The organism is Curtobacterium sp. MCBA15_008 (genome assembly GCF_001865065.1).
Lineage (GTDB): Bacteria > Actinomycetota > Actinomycetes > Actinomycetales > Microbacteriaceae > Curtobacterium.
In genome coordinates this window covers 1-12,882 of record NZ_MJGN01000034.1, presented here as the reverse complement: position 1 = coordinate 12,882, position 12,882 = coordinate 1, and the positions used below count along the sequence as shown (strand labels likewise).

Below are 12,882 nucleotides of genomic sequence, written 5' to 3'. Positions count from 1 at the left end.
ACCGTGCCTCCCGTCCGTCGTCCGGTCGAGTTCTAGACCTGCTGGCCGTTCAGCCAGATCGGTCCGGTCGGCCAGTCCTCCAGCGCTTCGGCCACCGGCCGGACCATCCAGCCGCCCTGCTCCGTGTTGCTGACGCCCGCACCCTCGGCCGTGAACGCCGAGAACGTGCCGACGACGTCGTCGAGCTCGTGCCAGCCGAGGTGTGCGTAGAACGGGATCCGGTTCTCGCCGGCGCCCAGGAACCCGTACGGCACCTGGAGTCCGTCGAGGACCGCGTGCGTACGGGTCATGAGCTCGCGGCCGACGCCGGTTCCCTGCAGTCGCGGGGACACCGCGACCAGGCCCGTGTCGCCGACCAGGACGTCCCGGCCGCCCACGGTGACGAACATGCGTCGGATGCCGACGTGGGCGAGGACGACCCCGTCGGCGTCGTGCGCGAGCACCCGACGCTCGGGTTGCATCCCGGACCAGCTCCGGCCGCCCACGTACCAGTGCGACCAGTCGGGGAACGCCTGCCCCAGGAGCGCTGCGATCGCCTCGTGGTCGGGGAGCGACAGCGTGCTCTCCTCGACGACTTCCCACCGGATGTCTTCAGTCACGGGTCCATCCTGCCGGACGCCGCCGTCCGAGAACACGGAAGCGACAGTTCGCCGCCGAACGTCCGCGGCCTTCTGTCGCTTTGGCGAGGGCGAACCGAGCGTCCGGCGGCGTCTTGTCGCTTTCGCGGGCACACGGCCGCGGCCGCGGCCGCGCCCGCGCGTCAGCCGCGACCCGGCGCCGTGACCTCGATGCGGTTCGCCCACGGGTCCTCGAACGCCACGGTCCGGCCGTCGTCGGCGGTCTGCACCCCGGTGTCGTGCATGCGCGCGACGAGGGCGCCGAGGTCGTCCGCGGCCGGGACCTCGATGCGCACGAGTCCGAGTCCGAGGGCGAGCTGCCGGCGACCGGCCCCGCGGGAGTTCCACGTGTTCATCGCCATGTGGTGGTGGTACCCGCCGGCGCTGACGAACAGCGCCTCGCCCCACCCCGCGGTGGTGGCGAAGCCGAGCTGGTCGACGTAGAACGCCTTCGCGGTTGCGACGTCGCCGACGGAGAGGTGCACGTGGCCGACCCGGCCCGGCCGCGCGGATGCGCCGGAGAGGGCGTCCTCCGTCAGGTTCTCCCGCAGGAACTCGTTCGGGTCGACGAAGATCGTGGCCATGTCGACCATGCCGTGCGTCCACGACCACTCGGTGCGGTCGCGGTCCCAGTACAGCTCGACGCCGTTGCCCTCGGGGTCGGTGAAGTAGAACGCGTTGCTGACGAGGTGGTCGGCGCTGCCGGTGAACGTCTGCGGGTACTTCGTCGCGACGGAGTACAGGGCGGCGGCGAGGTCGGCCTTCGTGTCGAACAGGATCGCGGTGTGGAACAGGCCGGCCTCGTGCGGAGCGGCGTGCTGCATCGACGGCGCGTGCTCGAGGATGACGATCGGAGTGGTGCCTCGTCCGAGCACGGCGGTCCCGCCCTCGTCGGAGAGCAGGGAGAGGCCGACGCCCTCGCGGTAGTACCCGATCATCCGGTCGAGGTTCGCGACCCGGAGCGTGACCGCGCCCATCCCGGTGTCGGCGGCGAGGAGGTCCTGCGTGTGCATGTCCTCAGTGTGCGCCGAAATGGTTGACGCGTCAACCAAATGGTCGCAGCGCCAGCGTGCGGGTAAGCGACACCGCCGATGTCGTACGACGTCGGTCATGACGCACGCCGGCGCGCGCAACGGTTGTCCGCGAGCGGGTACGACACGGCGATCGTCGTACGACATCGGCGAAGTCGTTCCGAGTCCGCGCCCCCACCCCCGGTCGCCGAGCGCGCGCCGTCGCAACACGACGACGGCACACGTGGACGGCTGCAGCTACTTCGCGCTGAACCCGCCGTCCGACTTGAGCAGCTGCCCGTTCACCCAGCCGCCGTCCGGCCCGCAGAGGAACCCGACGAGCGCCGCGGTGTCACTCGGCATCGAGGGACGCCCGCCCGGGGTCTGCGCGATCGCCGACTGCCGGATCTCCTCGGTCATCCACCCGGTGTCGTTCGGCCCCGGGTTGACCAGGTTCGCGCTGACGTGGACGTCGGCGAGCTCCTGCGCCGCCCCGACGATCAGCCGGTCGAGTGCGCCCTTGCTCGTGCCGTACGGCAGGTTGAACGCGACGTGGTCGCTCGTCAGGGCGATGACCCGACGGCGGTCCTCGGGGGCGGGTGCTCCGGCCCGGAGTCGCTCCGCGTAGACCTGCACGATGAGGAACGGTGCGCGGACGTTCACCGCCATGTGCCGGTCGAACGACTCGAGCGTGGTGGTGGTGAAGTCGGAGTCCACCGATTCGCAGTGCGACAGCACGACGGCCGTCACCGGGGCGCCCGCCTCGGTCTCGGCGCGACCCACGAGCGCGGCCGCCTGCTCCGGGTCGGCGAGGTCGACCGGGAGGCGCGTCACGCGTGCACCCGCGTGCTCGCACTCGGCGACGACGGCGTCGACGCCTTCCAGATCGGCGGCACCGTGCACGCGGGCGTCGTACGGGCCCCACCACGAGATGGCCAGGTCCCAGCCGTCGGTCGCCAACCGCAGCGCGAGCGCCGCGCCGATCCCGGCTCGTCGACCGACACCGGTCACCAGGGCGAGGGGTCTGTGGGACATGGGTCGCGCCTCCAGTCTGTCCGCCGCAGCGGTGCGCCGGCGCACCCAGCTTGGCATCGCACTCGGTGTCCTGTCGGCTGGGCCGCGCCGGTCAGGGCCAAGATGGGTGGATGCCTCGCTCACGACCTCTGCCGGACCGGCCGCGCGGTCGGCGTGGCGGCCGGCCGGACCCGGCGACCTTCCCACTCGACCAGGTGCGCGACCGGATGTCGTCGTACATCTACGGGAACATCACGGTCCTCGCCGTGGCCATCGCGGTGGACCCCGACCAGATCCACCACGGCGCCGCGGTCCTCACGGTGCTCGCGACGGCGGTCCTGACGTACCTCGCGCACGTGCTGTCGCACCTCGTCGCCCACGGTCTCGGGGCCGAGGAGTCCTCCGACCACGACCGACGCCAGTCCGTCGCGACCATCGTGCGCAACGCGAACCCGATCGCGACGTCCGGTCTCATCCCCGCCGTGCTCTACGCGGCGGCGTGGATCGGTTGGCTGCCCGCCGAGTGGGCGCAGATCGCTGCGACGGTGATCCTGGTCGTCCGCATCGGCATGGTCGGCGTGTTCATGCAGCGCTTCAGCGGGAAGCGTCCGACGTTCCTCGGGCTGTGGGGCAGCATCGTGCTCGCGGCGGTCGCGTTCGTCATCGGGTTCGTGAAGGTGGTGCTGACGCATTGAGCGTGCCGAAGACGCCGGCGCACGGCGGTGAGGCGTCGAGTCGCCCGGGGCGGAGGTTCCTCCGCGACGTCGCGATCATCGTGGTCGCGGCGGTGCTGGCGTCGTTCCTGGTGAAGGCCTACCTGGTCCGGTCGTTCTACATCCCCTCCGAGTCGATGGAGAACACCCTGCTGGTCGGGGACCGGGTGCTCGTGAACGAACTCGTGCCCGGGGTGGTCCCGGTGCAGCGCGGTGACGTGGTGATCTTCAGCGACCCCGGTGGTTGGCTCACCGCGGCGCAGGGTGACGACCTGATCAAGCGGGTGATCGGCTTGCCCGGCGACACCGTGTCCTGCTGCGATGCGCAGGGCCGGCTCTCGGTGAACGGGCACCCGGTCGACGAGTCCTACGTGGTGCTCGCACCGGGGTCGGACCGGGTGTCGGCGGAGGACTTCTCGGTCACCGTCCCGACCGGGCGGCTCTGGGTGATGGGCGACAACCGGTACGACTCCGCGGACTCGCGGGTGCACGGCACCGTCCCCGTGGCGGACGTCGTGGGCCGGGCGTTCCTGACGACCTGGCCCGTGTCACGGTGGACGGTGCTGTCGCGGCACGGCGACGTGTGGGACGGTGTCCCTGACCCGTCGCCGACCGGAGGCAAACCGTGACGTCAGCCGAACCGACCTTCGCCTACGAGACCGGTGGGGACGACCAGGTCTCGCTGCACCGCATCCGCACCGCGGGTCCGCAGGCCGGCACGATCGGGCCGCGCCCCGATCACGTGGTCTTCGTCCTCGCCGACGGGCACGCCGTGCTCACCGACGACGACGGCAGCGAGTGGCAGGTGCCGGCCGGGCGGCCGATGATGCTCTCCGCGCCGGTGGCCTACGCGTTCGACACCGACGCGACCGCGATGACCCTGCTGCACGTGGCGCCCTCGGCGCTCGGTGACACGGACGAACCGTCGGTCTTCGTCCAGCCCGACCCCGACGACCCGGGGGTGGCGCCGCTCCTCGCCCTGCTGCGGGAGGTCGGCGACCGGATCGTCGACCCGGAACTGGGCACCACCGACCGTGCCGCGTTGAACCGGCGGGTGACGACCGTGGTCCTGTCGACCTTCACCAGGTCGCGATCCGACGTCGAGCACCGGCTGCGTCGGGCGATCCGGTTCGTGCACGACCACGCGGGCGAGCCGATCGAGGTCGCGGACATCGCGGTCGGCGCGGGACTCAGTGAACGGGGGCTGCAGGACCTCTTCCGGCGGCGGCTCGCGGTGTCGCCGATGCGGTACCTCCGCGAGGTCCGGCTCGACCGCGCACACCTCGAGCTCACCGCGCCGCGGGGTGGCATCCGCACGGTGCGCGACGTCGCGCACCGGTGGCAGTTCGCGCACCTCGGACGCTTCGCTGCGCACTACCGGCGGCGGTTCGGCGAGGGCCCGAACGAGTCGATGCGTCGGACGGGTCGCACGTTCGACTGACCGACCGAGAACGGTGGTTCTCTTGTGTGCGGTTTTCGGCTATCCTGCTCCCGTGGACGAGCGACGATCCGAGCTGGGACAGTACCTCCGCGCTCGTCGCGCCCTGGTCCAGCCCGAGCAGCTCGGGCTCGCTCGCGAGCCGGGGCGCCGCGTCGACGGGCTCCGTCGCGAAGAGGTGGCCCGGATCGCCGGGATCAGCGCCGAGTACTACCTGCGACTCGAGCGCGGCCGGGACCACCAGCCCTCCGACCAGGTGCTCGCCGCCCTCGCCCGGGCGCTGCTGCTCGACGCCGAGGCCGCCGGGTACATGCGCCGGCTCGCCCACGCCGAACGGGTCCGTGAACGGGGTGCCGCACCTCCCGGCGTGGACGACTCCGTCCGGTCGTTGCTCGCACAGTGGGCACACACCCCGGCGTTCGTGATGGACCGCAACCAGGACATCATCCTGTCCAACGCCCTCGCGAGCGCCCTCGGCCCCGGCTACATGGAACCGGGCGCGAACCTCGTCCTGCAGATCTTCACCGACGCCTCGCGGGAGCACGCCGTCGACTGGCGCGGCACCGCACACCGCGTCGTCGCGGCCCTGCGGCTGCACGCCGACCCTGCTGACCCGCGACTGCAGGAGATCGTCGGCACGCTGACCCTGCAGGACCCGGACTTCCCGGCGATCTGGGCGCGGCACGACGTCGCGGAGCAGCGGACCGGGCAGTCCCGGCACTGGATCGACCCGATCGGCTGGGTGGAGTTCCGCTGGCAGAACCTGGCGATCCCGGGGAGCAGCCACGTGCTCGTCACGTTCTGGGTCGACCCCGGTACCCCGGAGGCGGCCGCGGTCGCCTACCTGGCCGCACAGGTGCAGCAGCGGATCAACCGCCGCACCCCGATCGAGGGCGAGCAGACCGCCGGCTAGGACGTCGTCCCGTCACCGGGCTAGGGCTCGCCCCGGAGCAGGTCCCGCAGCGCGTCGAGCCCCCGCGCGGACGCCTCGTCGACCGGCGCCCACAGCACCATGACGTGCTCGTGGTCGTCGTCCCGGCGGAGTTGCTCCCACCGCAGGACCACACGCCCCACGAGGGGGTTCTCGAACGTCGTGACCCCGCGTCGGAGCGGCTCGTCGCGTCCGGCCGCCCACTCGGAGGCGAACGCGGGGCTCCTGGCCATCAGCTCGCCGACGAGCTCCCGGAAGCGGGGGTCCTCGCCGTGCTGCTCGAGGGAGTCCCGGAGCATCGCGGCCGTCCGGTGCACCGACTCCTCCCAGTCGTCGGCGGAGTCCTCGACGTAGGGGTTGAGGAACGTGAACCGTGCCAGGTTCGTCCCGACGGTCAACGACGCCGACACCGCCCCGGCGATCCGGTTCGCTGCGACCACGTCGAGGTACCGGTCGAGGACGACGACCGGCTCGGTCAGTGCGTCCACGAACTCCTGCACCGACGCCGTCGTCGGTCCGTCTCCGTGGTCCATCCGGCCACCGTACCGATCGCCGGCCGGACGGAGGGGGACCCGGTCAGTACCCCGGACGCCGTCACGGTTGCTCGCACCGCGGGCCGGAGCGGCAGACGGGCCTCGGACACCGGCGCGTGCGACGGGATCGGCCCACGTCCGCCCGTGGTCGCGGCGACGTGACGGGGAACGACAGGGACAGGACCGCAGCGGCCGTCGGCCCCTAGCGTGACCACGCCGGGCACCTCGCGCGCCGGCCGCCGGACGACTCGTCCGGCCGTGTCCGCCACGTTCCACGCACACAGGGAGTGCAACCATGACGACACCCACGATCATCCTCGTGCACGGCGCCTTCGCCGACGCCGCCAGCTGGGCCCCGGTCACCCGGGAGCTCCTCGACCGCGGGCACACCGTCATCGTGCCGCCGGTCTACAACCGCAGCCTCGCCGAGGACGCCGCCTCGGTCCGGGCCGTCGCCGAGCACGTCGACGGTCCCGTCGTCCTCGCCGGCCACTCCTACGGCGGCGCGGTGATCACCGTCGCCGGCGCCGCGGAGAACGTCGTGGGCCTCGTCTACGTCGCCGGGTACGTCCTCGACGAGGGCGAGAGCCTGGGGCAGCTGCAGGGCGGCTTCCCCGACTCCGACCTCGCCGCGAACCTCGTGTACACGCCGTACCCGATCGCAGGCGCCGAGGACGGCACCGACGTGTCGGTGGAGATCGACGCGTTCCCCGAGGTGTTCGCCGGTGGTCTCGACCCCCGCGTCGCCGAGGTGCTCGCCGTGTCCCAGCGGCCGCTGTCCGGTGCCGCGTTCGGTGAGCCGGCATCGGTCGCCGCGTGGAAGACGACGCCGGCCTGGGCGATCGTCTCCAGCGAGGACCACACCATCAACCCCGACGTCGAGCGCTTCGGCTACACCCGCGCCGGCATCGAGGACGTGACGGAACTGCCGGCGCCGCACCTCGTCATGCAGACCCACCCGAAGGACGTCGCCGACGTGATCGAGCGCGCCGTCACCGCGACGGGCAGCACCGACGCCGCCGCCTGACGCGACCCGGTCGGCAGGCGCGACCCGGTCGGCAGGCGCGACCCGGTCGGGAGGCACGGCGCGCGTCCGACGCGCACCGCGCCTCCCGGCCCGCACCGGTTCCACCCAGCGGAGGTGACGTCCGGTGACCGGAGTGGTCAGCAGCCCGTCGTCGTCAGCGTGACGCTCGCGACCTCGCCGTTCGACACCGTGGTCTCCTGCGGGCAGAGGTCGGCGGCACGCACGGTGACCCGGCCGAGGGGCACGCCCGCGAAGTCCGCGGTGCCGCCGGGGAAGACGCGCTGGTGCTCCGAGAGCTTGCCGGTCTCGGCGGTGAAGACCTTCACCTCGTAGGCGTGGTCGGCGGCGTTCGAGGACACCGTGACGGAGACCTGTCCGGTCGAGTCGTGGGCGCCGCAGCCGGCGAGGGTCAGCGCGGCGGCGACACCGAGGACGAGCACGGGGACGACACGACGGAGCACCCAGCAAGGCTACGCCGTGGGTCACCCCGTGCCGAGCAGCCAGCCGTTGTCGGCCGCGACCCGCAGGGCCTCGGTCGCGTTGCGCGCCGCGGTCTTGCCGATCGCGGACGACAGGTGGTTCCGCACGGTGCCCTCGGAGAGGTGCAGCGTGCCCGCGACCCCGGCCACGGTCGGCGCCGTGCGGAACGCGATGAGGACGTCGGTCTCGCGCGGGGTGAGCGGGGACGGCCCGGCCGCCAGGGACTCCGCGGCCAGCACCGGGTCGACGACGCGGAAGCCGCCGGCCACCCGGCGGACGGCGTCGGCGAGCTGCTCCGCGGGCGTGTCCTTCACGACGAACCCGGCGGCTCCGGCCTCGAGGGCACGGCGGAGGTACCCGGGCCGGCCGAACGTCGTGACGATGAGGGACCGGCACGTCGGCAGTTCGCGGGCCAGGGTCGCGGCCGCGGTGAGGCCGTCGGCACCGGGCATCTCGACGTCGAGCAGAGCCACGGTAGCGCCCGACGTTCGTGCGGCGTCGAGCACCTCGTCGCCCCGCGCGACCTGGGCGACCACCTCGATGTCCCGTTCGAGCGACAGCAGCGACGCGAGGGCGCCGCGGACGAGCGCCTGGTCGTCGGCGAGCAGGACCCGGATCGTGGCGTTCATCGACGACTCCTCTCGACCCGGAGCAGGAAGCCCCCGAGGTCGCTCGTTCCCGTGGTGAGGGTCGCCCCGACGGCGTCGGCGCGTTCCCGGAGGCCCCGGAGCCCGTTCCCGCCGGTGACGTCGAACGCCCCGCCGGTTCGCGCGCCCGCCGTCGCGGTCGCGCCCGCGGTCGAACCGGTCCCGTCGTCCTCGATGGTCAGCGTCGTGCGGGTCAGGGTCACCCGGACCCGGCTGGCCGCCGCGTGCCGGATGACGTTGGTGATGCCCTCGCGGAGGACCCAGGCGAACAGGCTCCGCACCTCGTCACCGGCGGCGGAACCGTCGGCGGGGAGCACGGCGTCGATCGCTGCCGCCGAGAGCGCTGCCCGGGCGGACACGAGTTCGGCGTCGAGGTCTGCCTCGCGGTAGCCGCTGACCGCTCGGCGGAGCCCCTGCAGGGCGTCGCGGGACAGCCGTTCGACGTCCTGCATCTCGGCCTTCGCCCGCGCGGGGTCGACGTCGACGAGACGAGCGGCGAGCTCCGACTTCATCGCGACCACGGTGAGCGAGTGGCCGAGCACGTCGTGCAGGTCGCGCGAGAACCGTGCGCGCTCCTCGACGACCGCGAGCCGGGTGATCTCGTCCTGCGCGAACCCCAGCCGTTGCTCGGCTTCGCGCTGTCGACCGAAGAACAGCATCGACGCCCCGACGGACACCGTGATCACCGGCGCGAAGAGGATGCCGCTGTTCACCGCGGTGTCCCAGCCCGTGCTCGCGGCGACGAGGAACTGCGCGCCGACGATGCCGAGCACCACCACGCCGGCGACCCAGAACCGCTCGGCGACGAACCCGGAGAGCGCGGCGACGAGCAGCCAGGTCCACACCGCGAGCGGCCCGACCACGAAGAGCAGGAGCGCGGCCAGCACGGCGACACCCGCCAGGACGACCACCCGTCCGCGGAGGCTCCGCCGCCACATCAGCTCCGGCGCGAACAGGTACGCCGCGTAGACGACGGCGAGCGCGATCGTCGAGACCACGTGCGCGCGGAGGCTCCGGCCGTCGGTCCACACGGCGATGACCTCGAGCACCTGCCACAGGAGCGCGAAGACCGCGCCGGCGTACCAGCGCCGGCGCCCGACGCGGATCTCGTCGTCGGTCGCGTCCGGCGGGACGGCCCACGGGAACGAGCGGGGCGCGGGCCTGGAGGCGCGTGGCGCGTCCGCCGTGCCCCGCGCCTCGGTCGTGCTGGTCGCCTCGGACATCGGTGCCAGCGTAGGGCCGTCGGTCACCGGCGCGCCGTCGGTCGCCGTGGTGCCGTCGGTCACTGGCGTGCGGCGTCGCGGCGGTAGCGCCACACGATCACCGCGGACAGCAGGAGCGCCCACCCCGCGAGCACCACCGCGGGTTCGAGCATGCCGGCGTCACCGGTCGCCCCGGCACCCATCTGCCCGATGCGGTTCAGCCAGTACGACGGCAGCAGGTGGGCGACGGAGCCCATCCAGTCCGGCATCACGCTCAGCGGGACCCAGAGCCCGCCGAGGATCGCCAGGCCCATGAACACGACCATGAACAGCGGCTGCGCGAACGACGGCTTGGCGAACTGCCCGATCAGGATCGCGATGAGGGCGAACGGGACCACCCCGCACCAGATCCCGAACGCCGCGGCGAGCCAGTGCCCGGCGTCGAGCGAGGCGTGCAGGCCGACGACCGCGACGAGCACGGTGATGGCGATCGACATCGCGGCGAAGGCCATCGCGGCGATCACCTTCGACACCATGAACCCCCACCCGGACAACGGCGTGACGCGGAGCTGGCGGTTCCAGCCGATCGAGCGCTCGTTGACGATCGCGAACGCCTGGCTGAGGGCGGCCATCATGGCGCCGTACGAGGCCATCTGCAGCGTCGTCACGACGAGGTACTGCAGGTGCGTCGTCGGGTCCTGCTGCCCGCCGAACGCCGACCCGAACACCAGCAGCATCACCACCGGGACGGCGAAGGTGAACACCATCGCGCGGACGTTCCGGAGCTGGCGCTTCGTCTCGAGGTACACGTACCGGATCGGCAGACGGCCGGCTGTCGTGACGGTGCTCATGCGAGGACTCCTTCGGGGGCGGTGCCCGCGCCAGCGGTGGCGGGGTCGGCGGTGAGGGCGAGGAACGCGTCGTCCATGGTCGAGGCGACCACCTGGATGTCGTACGCCTCGGGGAACGAGGTGAGCAGGGCCCTGAGCGTGTCGTCGCTGCGGTCCGAACGGAGCGTGACGGAGTCGTGTCGAGCCTCCAGACCCACGACGCCCGGCAGACCGCGCAACGCGACGTGCGCGTCGGGTCCCACCCCGCTGAACCGGACGGCGCGGGTGGCGGTGATCGCCTTGATCTCGGCGGGGGAGCCGTCGGCGACGATCCGACCGGCGCGCATGATGACGATGCGGTCGGCGAAGGTGTCGGCCTCGTCGAGGTAGTGGGTCGCGAAGACGACCGTGCGCCCCGCGTCGGTGAACTCCCGCATCGACGACCAGAACGTGTGCCGGGCCTCGACGTCCATCGCGGCCGTCGGTTCGTCGAGCACCAGCAGGTCCGGGTCCGAGACCACGGCGACCGCGAACCGCGCCCGCTGCAGCTGCCCGCCGGACAGCTTGTTCACCCGGCGTCCCGCGATCTCGGTGCAGCGCGCCCGGCGCAGGGCCTCGTCGACGGTCATCGGACGGCGGTGCGCGGCCGCGACGAGGGCCACGGCGTCGCGGACGGTCGTGTCCGGTAGCAGTGCGCCGCCCTGCAGCATCGCGCCGACCCGTCCGGCGACGACCGCGGTGCGGGGCTCCGCGCCGAACAGCAGGGCCTCGCCGTCCGTCGGGGCGGACAGGCCGAGCGCGAGGTCGACCGTCGTGGTCTTGCCCGCGCCGTTCGGGCCGAGGAGGGCGACGACCTCGCCCGGACGGATCGTCAGGTCGACGCCGTCGACCGCGGCCACGGCGCCGAAGCGCTTGCGGAGGCCGCGGAGCTGGATGACCGGTGTGTCGTTCATGGTGTCCACCCTCGTGCCGGGTGGACAGTCGGACCTCGGCCGGACGTCACGATCACGCCGTGACATCTGTCACGGCTGCGTCCTCCGTACTGGGGACGTCGACTGTCCGGTAGGCGCGTTAGCGTGGACGCATGCACTCCGACCCCGTCGTCTCCGACCGTCCCACCACGGACGCCGTCCGGCGCGCGGCACTCATCGCGGCGCTCGACGTGGTCGAGGGCGGGGCGGAGGAACGGTTCGACCGGATCACCCGCATCGCGCGCGAGGCGTTCGGGGTCAGCGGCTCGTTCCTCAACCTGGCCGGGCTCGACACGATCACGATCAAGTCGCAGCAGAGCGATGACGCGTTCGGACCCACCATCCCGCTGCAGGACACCTTCTGCGGCCGGACCCTCGGCGTCGACGGGCCGGTGGTCGTCCCCGACGCGCGGGCCGACGTCCGCTACTCCGACATGCCGATGGTCGTCGACGACCCGAACGTCCGGTTCTACGCCGGTGTCCCGCTCCGGGTCGGCGACGACGACGTCAAGGTCGGCACGCTCTGCCTCATCGACCCCACACCGCGCACCCTCGAGCCCGACGACCTCGCGCTGCTCGAGGAGCTCGGCGTCTGGGCCGAACGCGAGCTCGCCGCCGGCGCCGACGAGGACCGCCTCCGCTCGGTGCTCACCGGCCTGCAGCCCTCCGCGTTGGCGCTGCCCGGCTACCGCGTCGGCGGGACGTCGGTGCCGCACGGCGTCGTCTCGGGCGACTTCCACGACTGGCGAGTCGACGGGGACGACCTCGTCGTGACGGTCGCCGACGTGATGGGCAAGGGCATGTCCGCCGGACTCCTCGCCGCCACCATCCGCGGCGCCCTGCTCGCCCGCGGCTCCGAGCCGACCGACCGTGCGGTGGCCGCGCTCGAGGCGCAGGTCGGACCCGACCTCAGCCGTGCCGAGTCGTTTGCCACGATGTTCCACGGCCGCCTGACCCCCGCGACCGGCCGGATGACGTTCACCGACGCCGGGCACGGCCTGGCGATCCAGCTGCACGCCGACGGCACCGAGACCGTCCTGCGCTCCTACGACCTGCCGATCGGGCTGCACCCGGTCGGGGCGGACCGCGTCACGGGCACCCTCGAGCTCGAGGCGGGCGACGTCCTCCTGCTCGTCAGCGACGGTGCGCTCGAGCTGTGGGACTCCACGCTCGCGTCACTGGGCGCGCTCGGGGCGATGTGGCGGGACGCGCCGGAGATCGACACGTTCCTCGGTCGGGTGCGGACCCGTGCGGTGACGCACGACCCGGGGGACGACCTGACGGTCGTCGTCGTCGCGCGCGACTGACGCTGACGCGGGTCGCGGCTCGCGCTGGTAGCCGCTCGCGCCGAGGGTGCACGACATGCCGCGCGTGATGCGTCGAGGGCGGCGCGGGTCGCGCTGGGCACGCCGCCCGCGGGTCCGCCCGAGAGCGCACGACATGCCGTGTGTGGTGCGCCGAGGGCGCAC

At 72.8% G+C, this 12,882-nt stretch carries 15 protein-coding genes; 6 read left to right on the top strand and 9 right to left on the bottom strand.

Going from position 1 to position 12,882, the window contains the following annotated elements; all coding sequences use genetic code 11:
- Positions 1 to 32: 32 nt before the first annotated feature.
- The 3 genes from BIU96_RS13025 to BIU96_RS13015 form a co-directional block, all read right to left on the bottom strand.
- Positions 33 to 599, bottom strand: coding sequence for a GNAT family N-acetyltransferase (locus tag BIU96_RS13025; RefSeq protein ID WP_071293045.1), 567 nt, complete (start codon positions 597 to 599; stop codon positions 33 to 35).
- Positions 600 to 760: 161 nt separating this feature from the next.
- Positions 761 to 1,630, bottom strand: a complete 870-nt coding sequence (locus BIU96_RS13020) for a VOC family protein (RefSeq protein WP_071293044.1) — start codon at positions 1,628 to 1,630, stop codon at positions 761 to 763.
- A 255-nt stretch (positions 1,631 to 1,885) separates the two neighbouring features.
- Complete coding sequence (locus BIU96_RS13015; protein WP_071293043.1) at positions 1,886 to 2,662, bottom strand: SDR family oxidoreductase; 777 nt, start codon at positions 2,660 to 2,662, stop codon at positions 1,886 to 1,888.
- Positions 2,663 to 2,772: 110 nt separating this feature from the next.
- On the opposite strand from BIU96_RS13015, the gene BIU96_RS20280 reads away from it, so the two are divergent.
- From BIU96_RS20280 to BIU96_RS12995, 4 genes are read left to right on the top strand one after another with little or no spacing between them, the layout of a single operon-like run.
- Entirely contained in the window at positions 2,773 to 3,336 is a 564-nt protein-coding gene (locus BIU96_RS20280) for a hypothetical protein (RefSeq protein ID WP_254786143.1), read from the top strand.
- 2 nt (positions 3,337 to 3,338) lie between these two features.
- Positions 3,339 to 3,983: a signal peptidase I gene (lepB, locus tag BIU96_RS20275; protein ID WP_071293041.1), complete on the top strand. Its 645-nt coding sequence runs from the start codon at positions 3,339 to 3,341 to the stop codon at positions 3,981 to 3,983.
- Complete coding sequence (locus BIU96_RS19075) at positions 3,980 to 4,795, top strand: AraC family transcriptional regulator (protein WP_083402893.1); 816 nt, start codon at positions 3,980 to 3,982, stop codon at positions 4,793 to 4,795. The genes lepB and BIU96_RS19075 overlap by 4 nt, the downstream gene beginning before the upstream one ends.
- 52 nt (positions 4,796 to 4,847) lie before the next feature.
- Positions 4,848 to 5,705: a helix-turn-helix domain-containing protein gene (locus BIU96_RS12995; protein ID WP_071293040.1), complete on the top strand. Its 858-nt coding sequence runs from the start codon at positions 4,848 to 4,850 to the stop codon at positions 5,703 to 5,705.
- A 20-nt stretch (positions 5,706 to 5,725) separates the two neighbouring features.
- On the opposite strand, the gene BIU96_RS12990 is transcribed toward BIU96_RS12995, so the two are convergent.
- Complete coding sequence (locus BIU96_RS12990) at positions 5,726 to 6,256, bottom strand: hypothetical protein (RefSeq protein WP_071293039.1); 531 nt, start codon at positions 6,254 to 6,256, stop codon at positions 5,726 to 5,728.
- 295 nt (positions 6,257 to 6,551) lie between these two features.
- Between BIU96_RS12990 and BIU96_RS12985 the strand changes: the two genes are divergently transcribed.
- Positions 6,552 to 7,283, top strand: a complete 732-nt coding sequence (locus BIU96_RS12985) for an alpha/beta fold hydrolase (protein WP_071293038.1) — start codon at positions 6,552 to 6,554, stop codon at positions 7,281 to 7,283.
- A 137-nt stretch (positions 7,284 to 7,420) separates the two neighbouring features.
- Here BIU96_RS12985 and BIU96_RS12980 read toward each other — a convergent pair whose 3' ends face one another.
- Genes BIU96_RS12980 through BIU96_RS12960 form a run of 5 tightly spaced genes read right to left on the bottom strand, consistent with a single transcriptional unit; the run spans position 7,421 to position 11,395 of the window.
- Positions 7,421 to 7,744, bottom strand: coding sequence for a hypothetical protein (locus BIU96_RS12980; protein WP_139200029.1), 324 nt, complete (start codon positions 7,742 to 7,744; stop codon positions 7,421 to 7,423).
- Positions 7,745 to 7,765: 21 nt separating this feature from the next.
- Positions 7,766 to 8,392, bottom strand: coding sequence for a response regulator transcription factor (locus tag BIU96_RS12975; protein WP_071293036.1), 627 nt, complete (start codon positions 8,390 to 8,392; stop codon positions 7,766 to 7,768).
- On the bottom strand, positions 8,389 to 9,633 hold the full coding sequence (locus BIU96_RS12970) for a sensor histidine kinase (protein WP_139200028.1): 1,245 nt from the start codon (positions 9,631 to 9,633) through the stop codon (positions 8,389 to 8,391). The genes BIU96_RS12975 and BIU96_RS12970 overlap by 4 nt, the downstream gene beginning before the upstream one ends.
- 59 nt (positions 9,634 to 9,692) lie before the next feature.
- Entirely contained in the window at positions 9,693 to 10,463 is a 771-nt protein-coding gene (locus BIU96_RS12965) for an ABC transporter permease (RefSeq protein WP_175477549.1), read from the bottom strand.
- Positions 10,460 to 11,395 (bottom strand): ABC transporter ATP-binding protein, encoded by a 936-nt coding sequence (locus BIU96_RS12960; protein WP_071293270.1) that lies wholly within the window; start codon positions 11,393 to 11,395, stop codon positions 10,460 to 10,462. The genes BIU96_RS12965 and BIU96_RS12960 overlap by 4 nt, the downstream gene beginning before the upstream one ends.
- A gap of 131 nt (positions 11,396 to 11,526) precedes the next feature.
- Here BIU96_RS12960 and BIU96_RS12955 point away from each other — a divergent pair, with 131 nt between their 5' ends.
- Entirely contained in the window at positions 11,527 to 12,720 is a 1,194-nt protein-coding gene (locus tag BIU96_RS12955; protein WP_071293034.1) for a PP2C family protein-serine/threonine phosphatase, read from the top strand.
- The last annotated feature ends 162 nt before the right edge of the window (positions 12,721 to 12,882 follow it).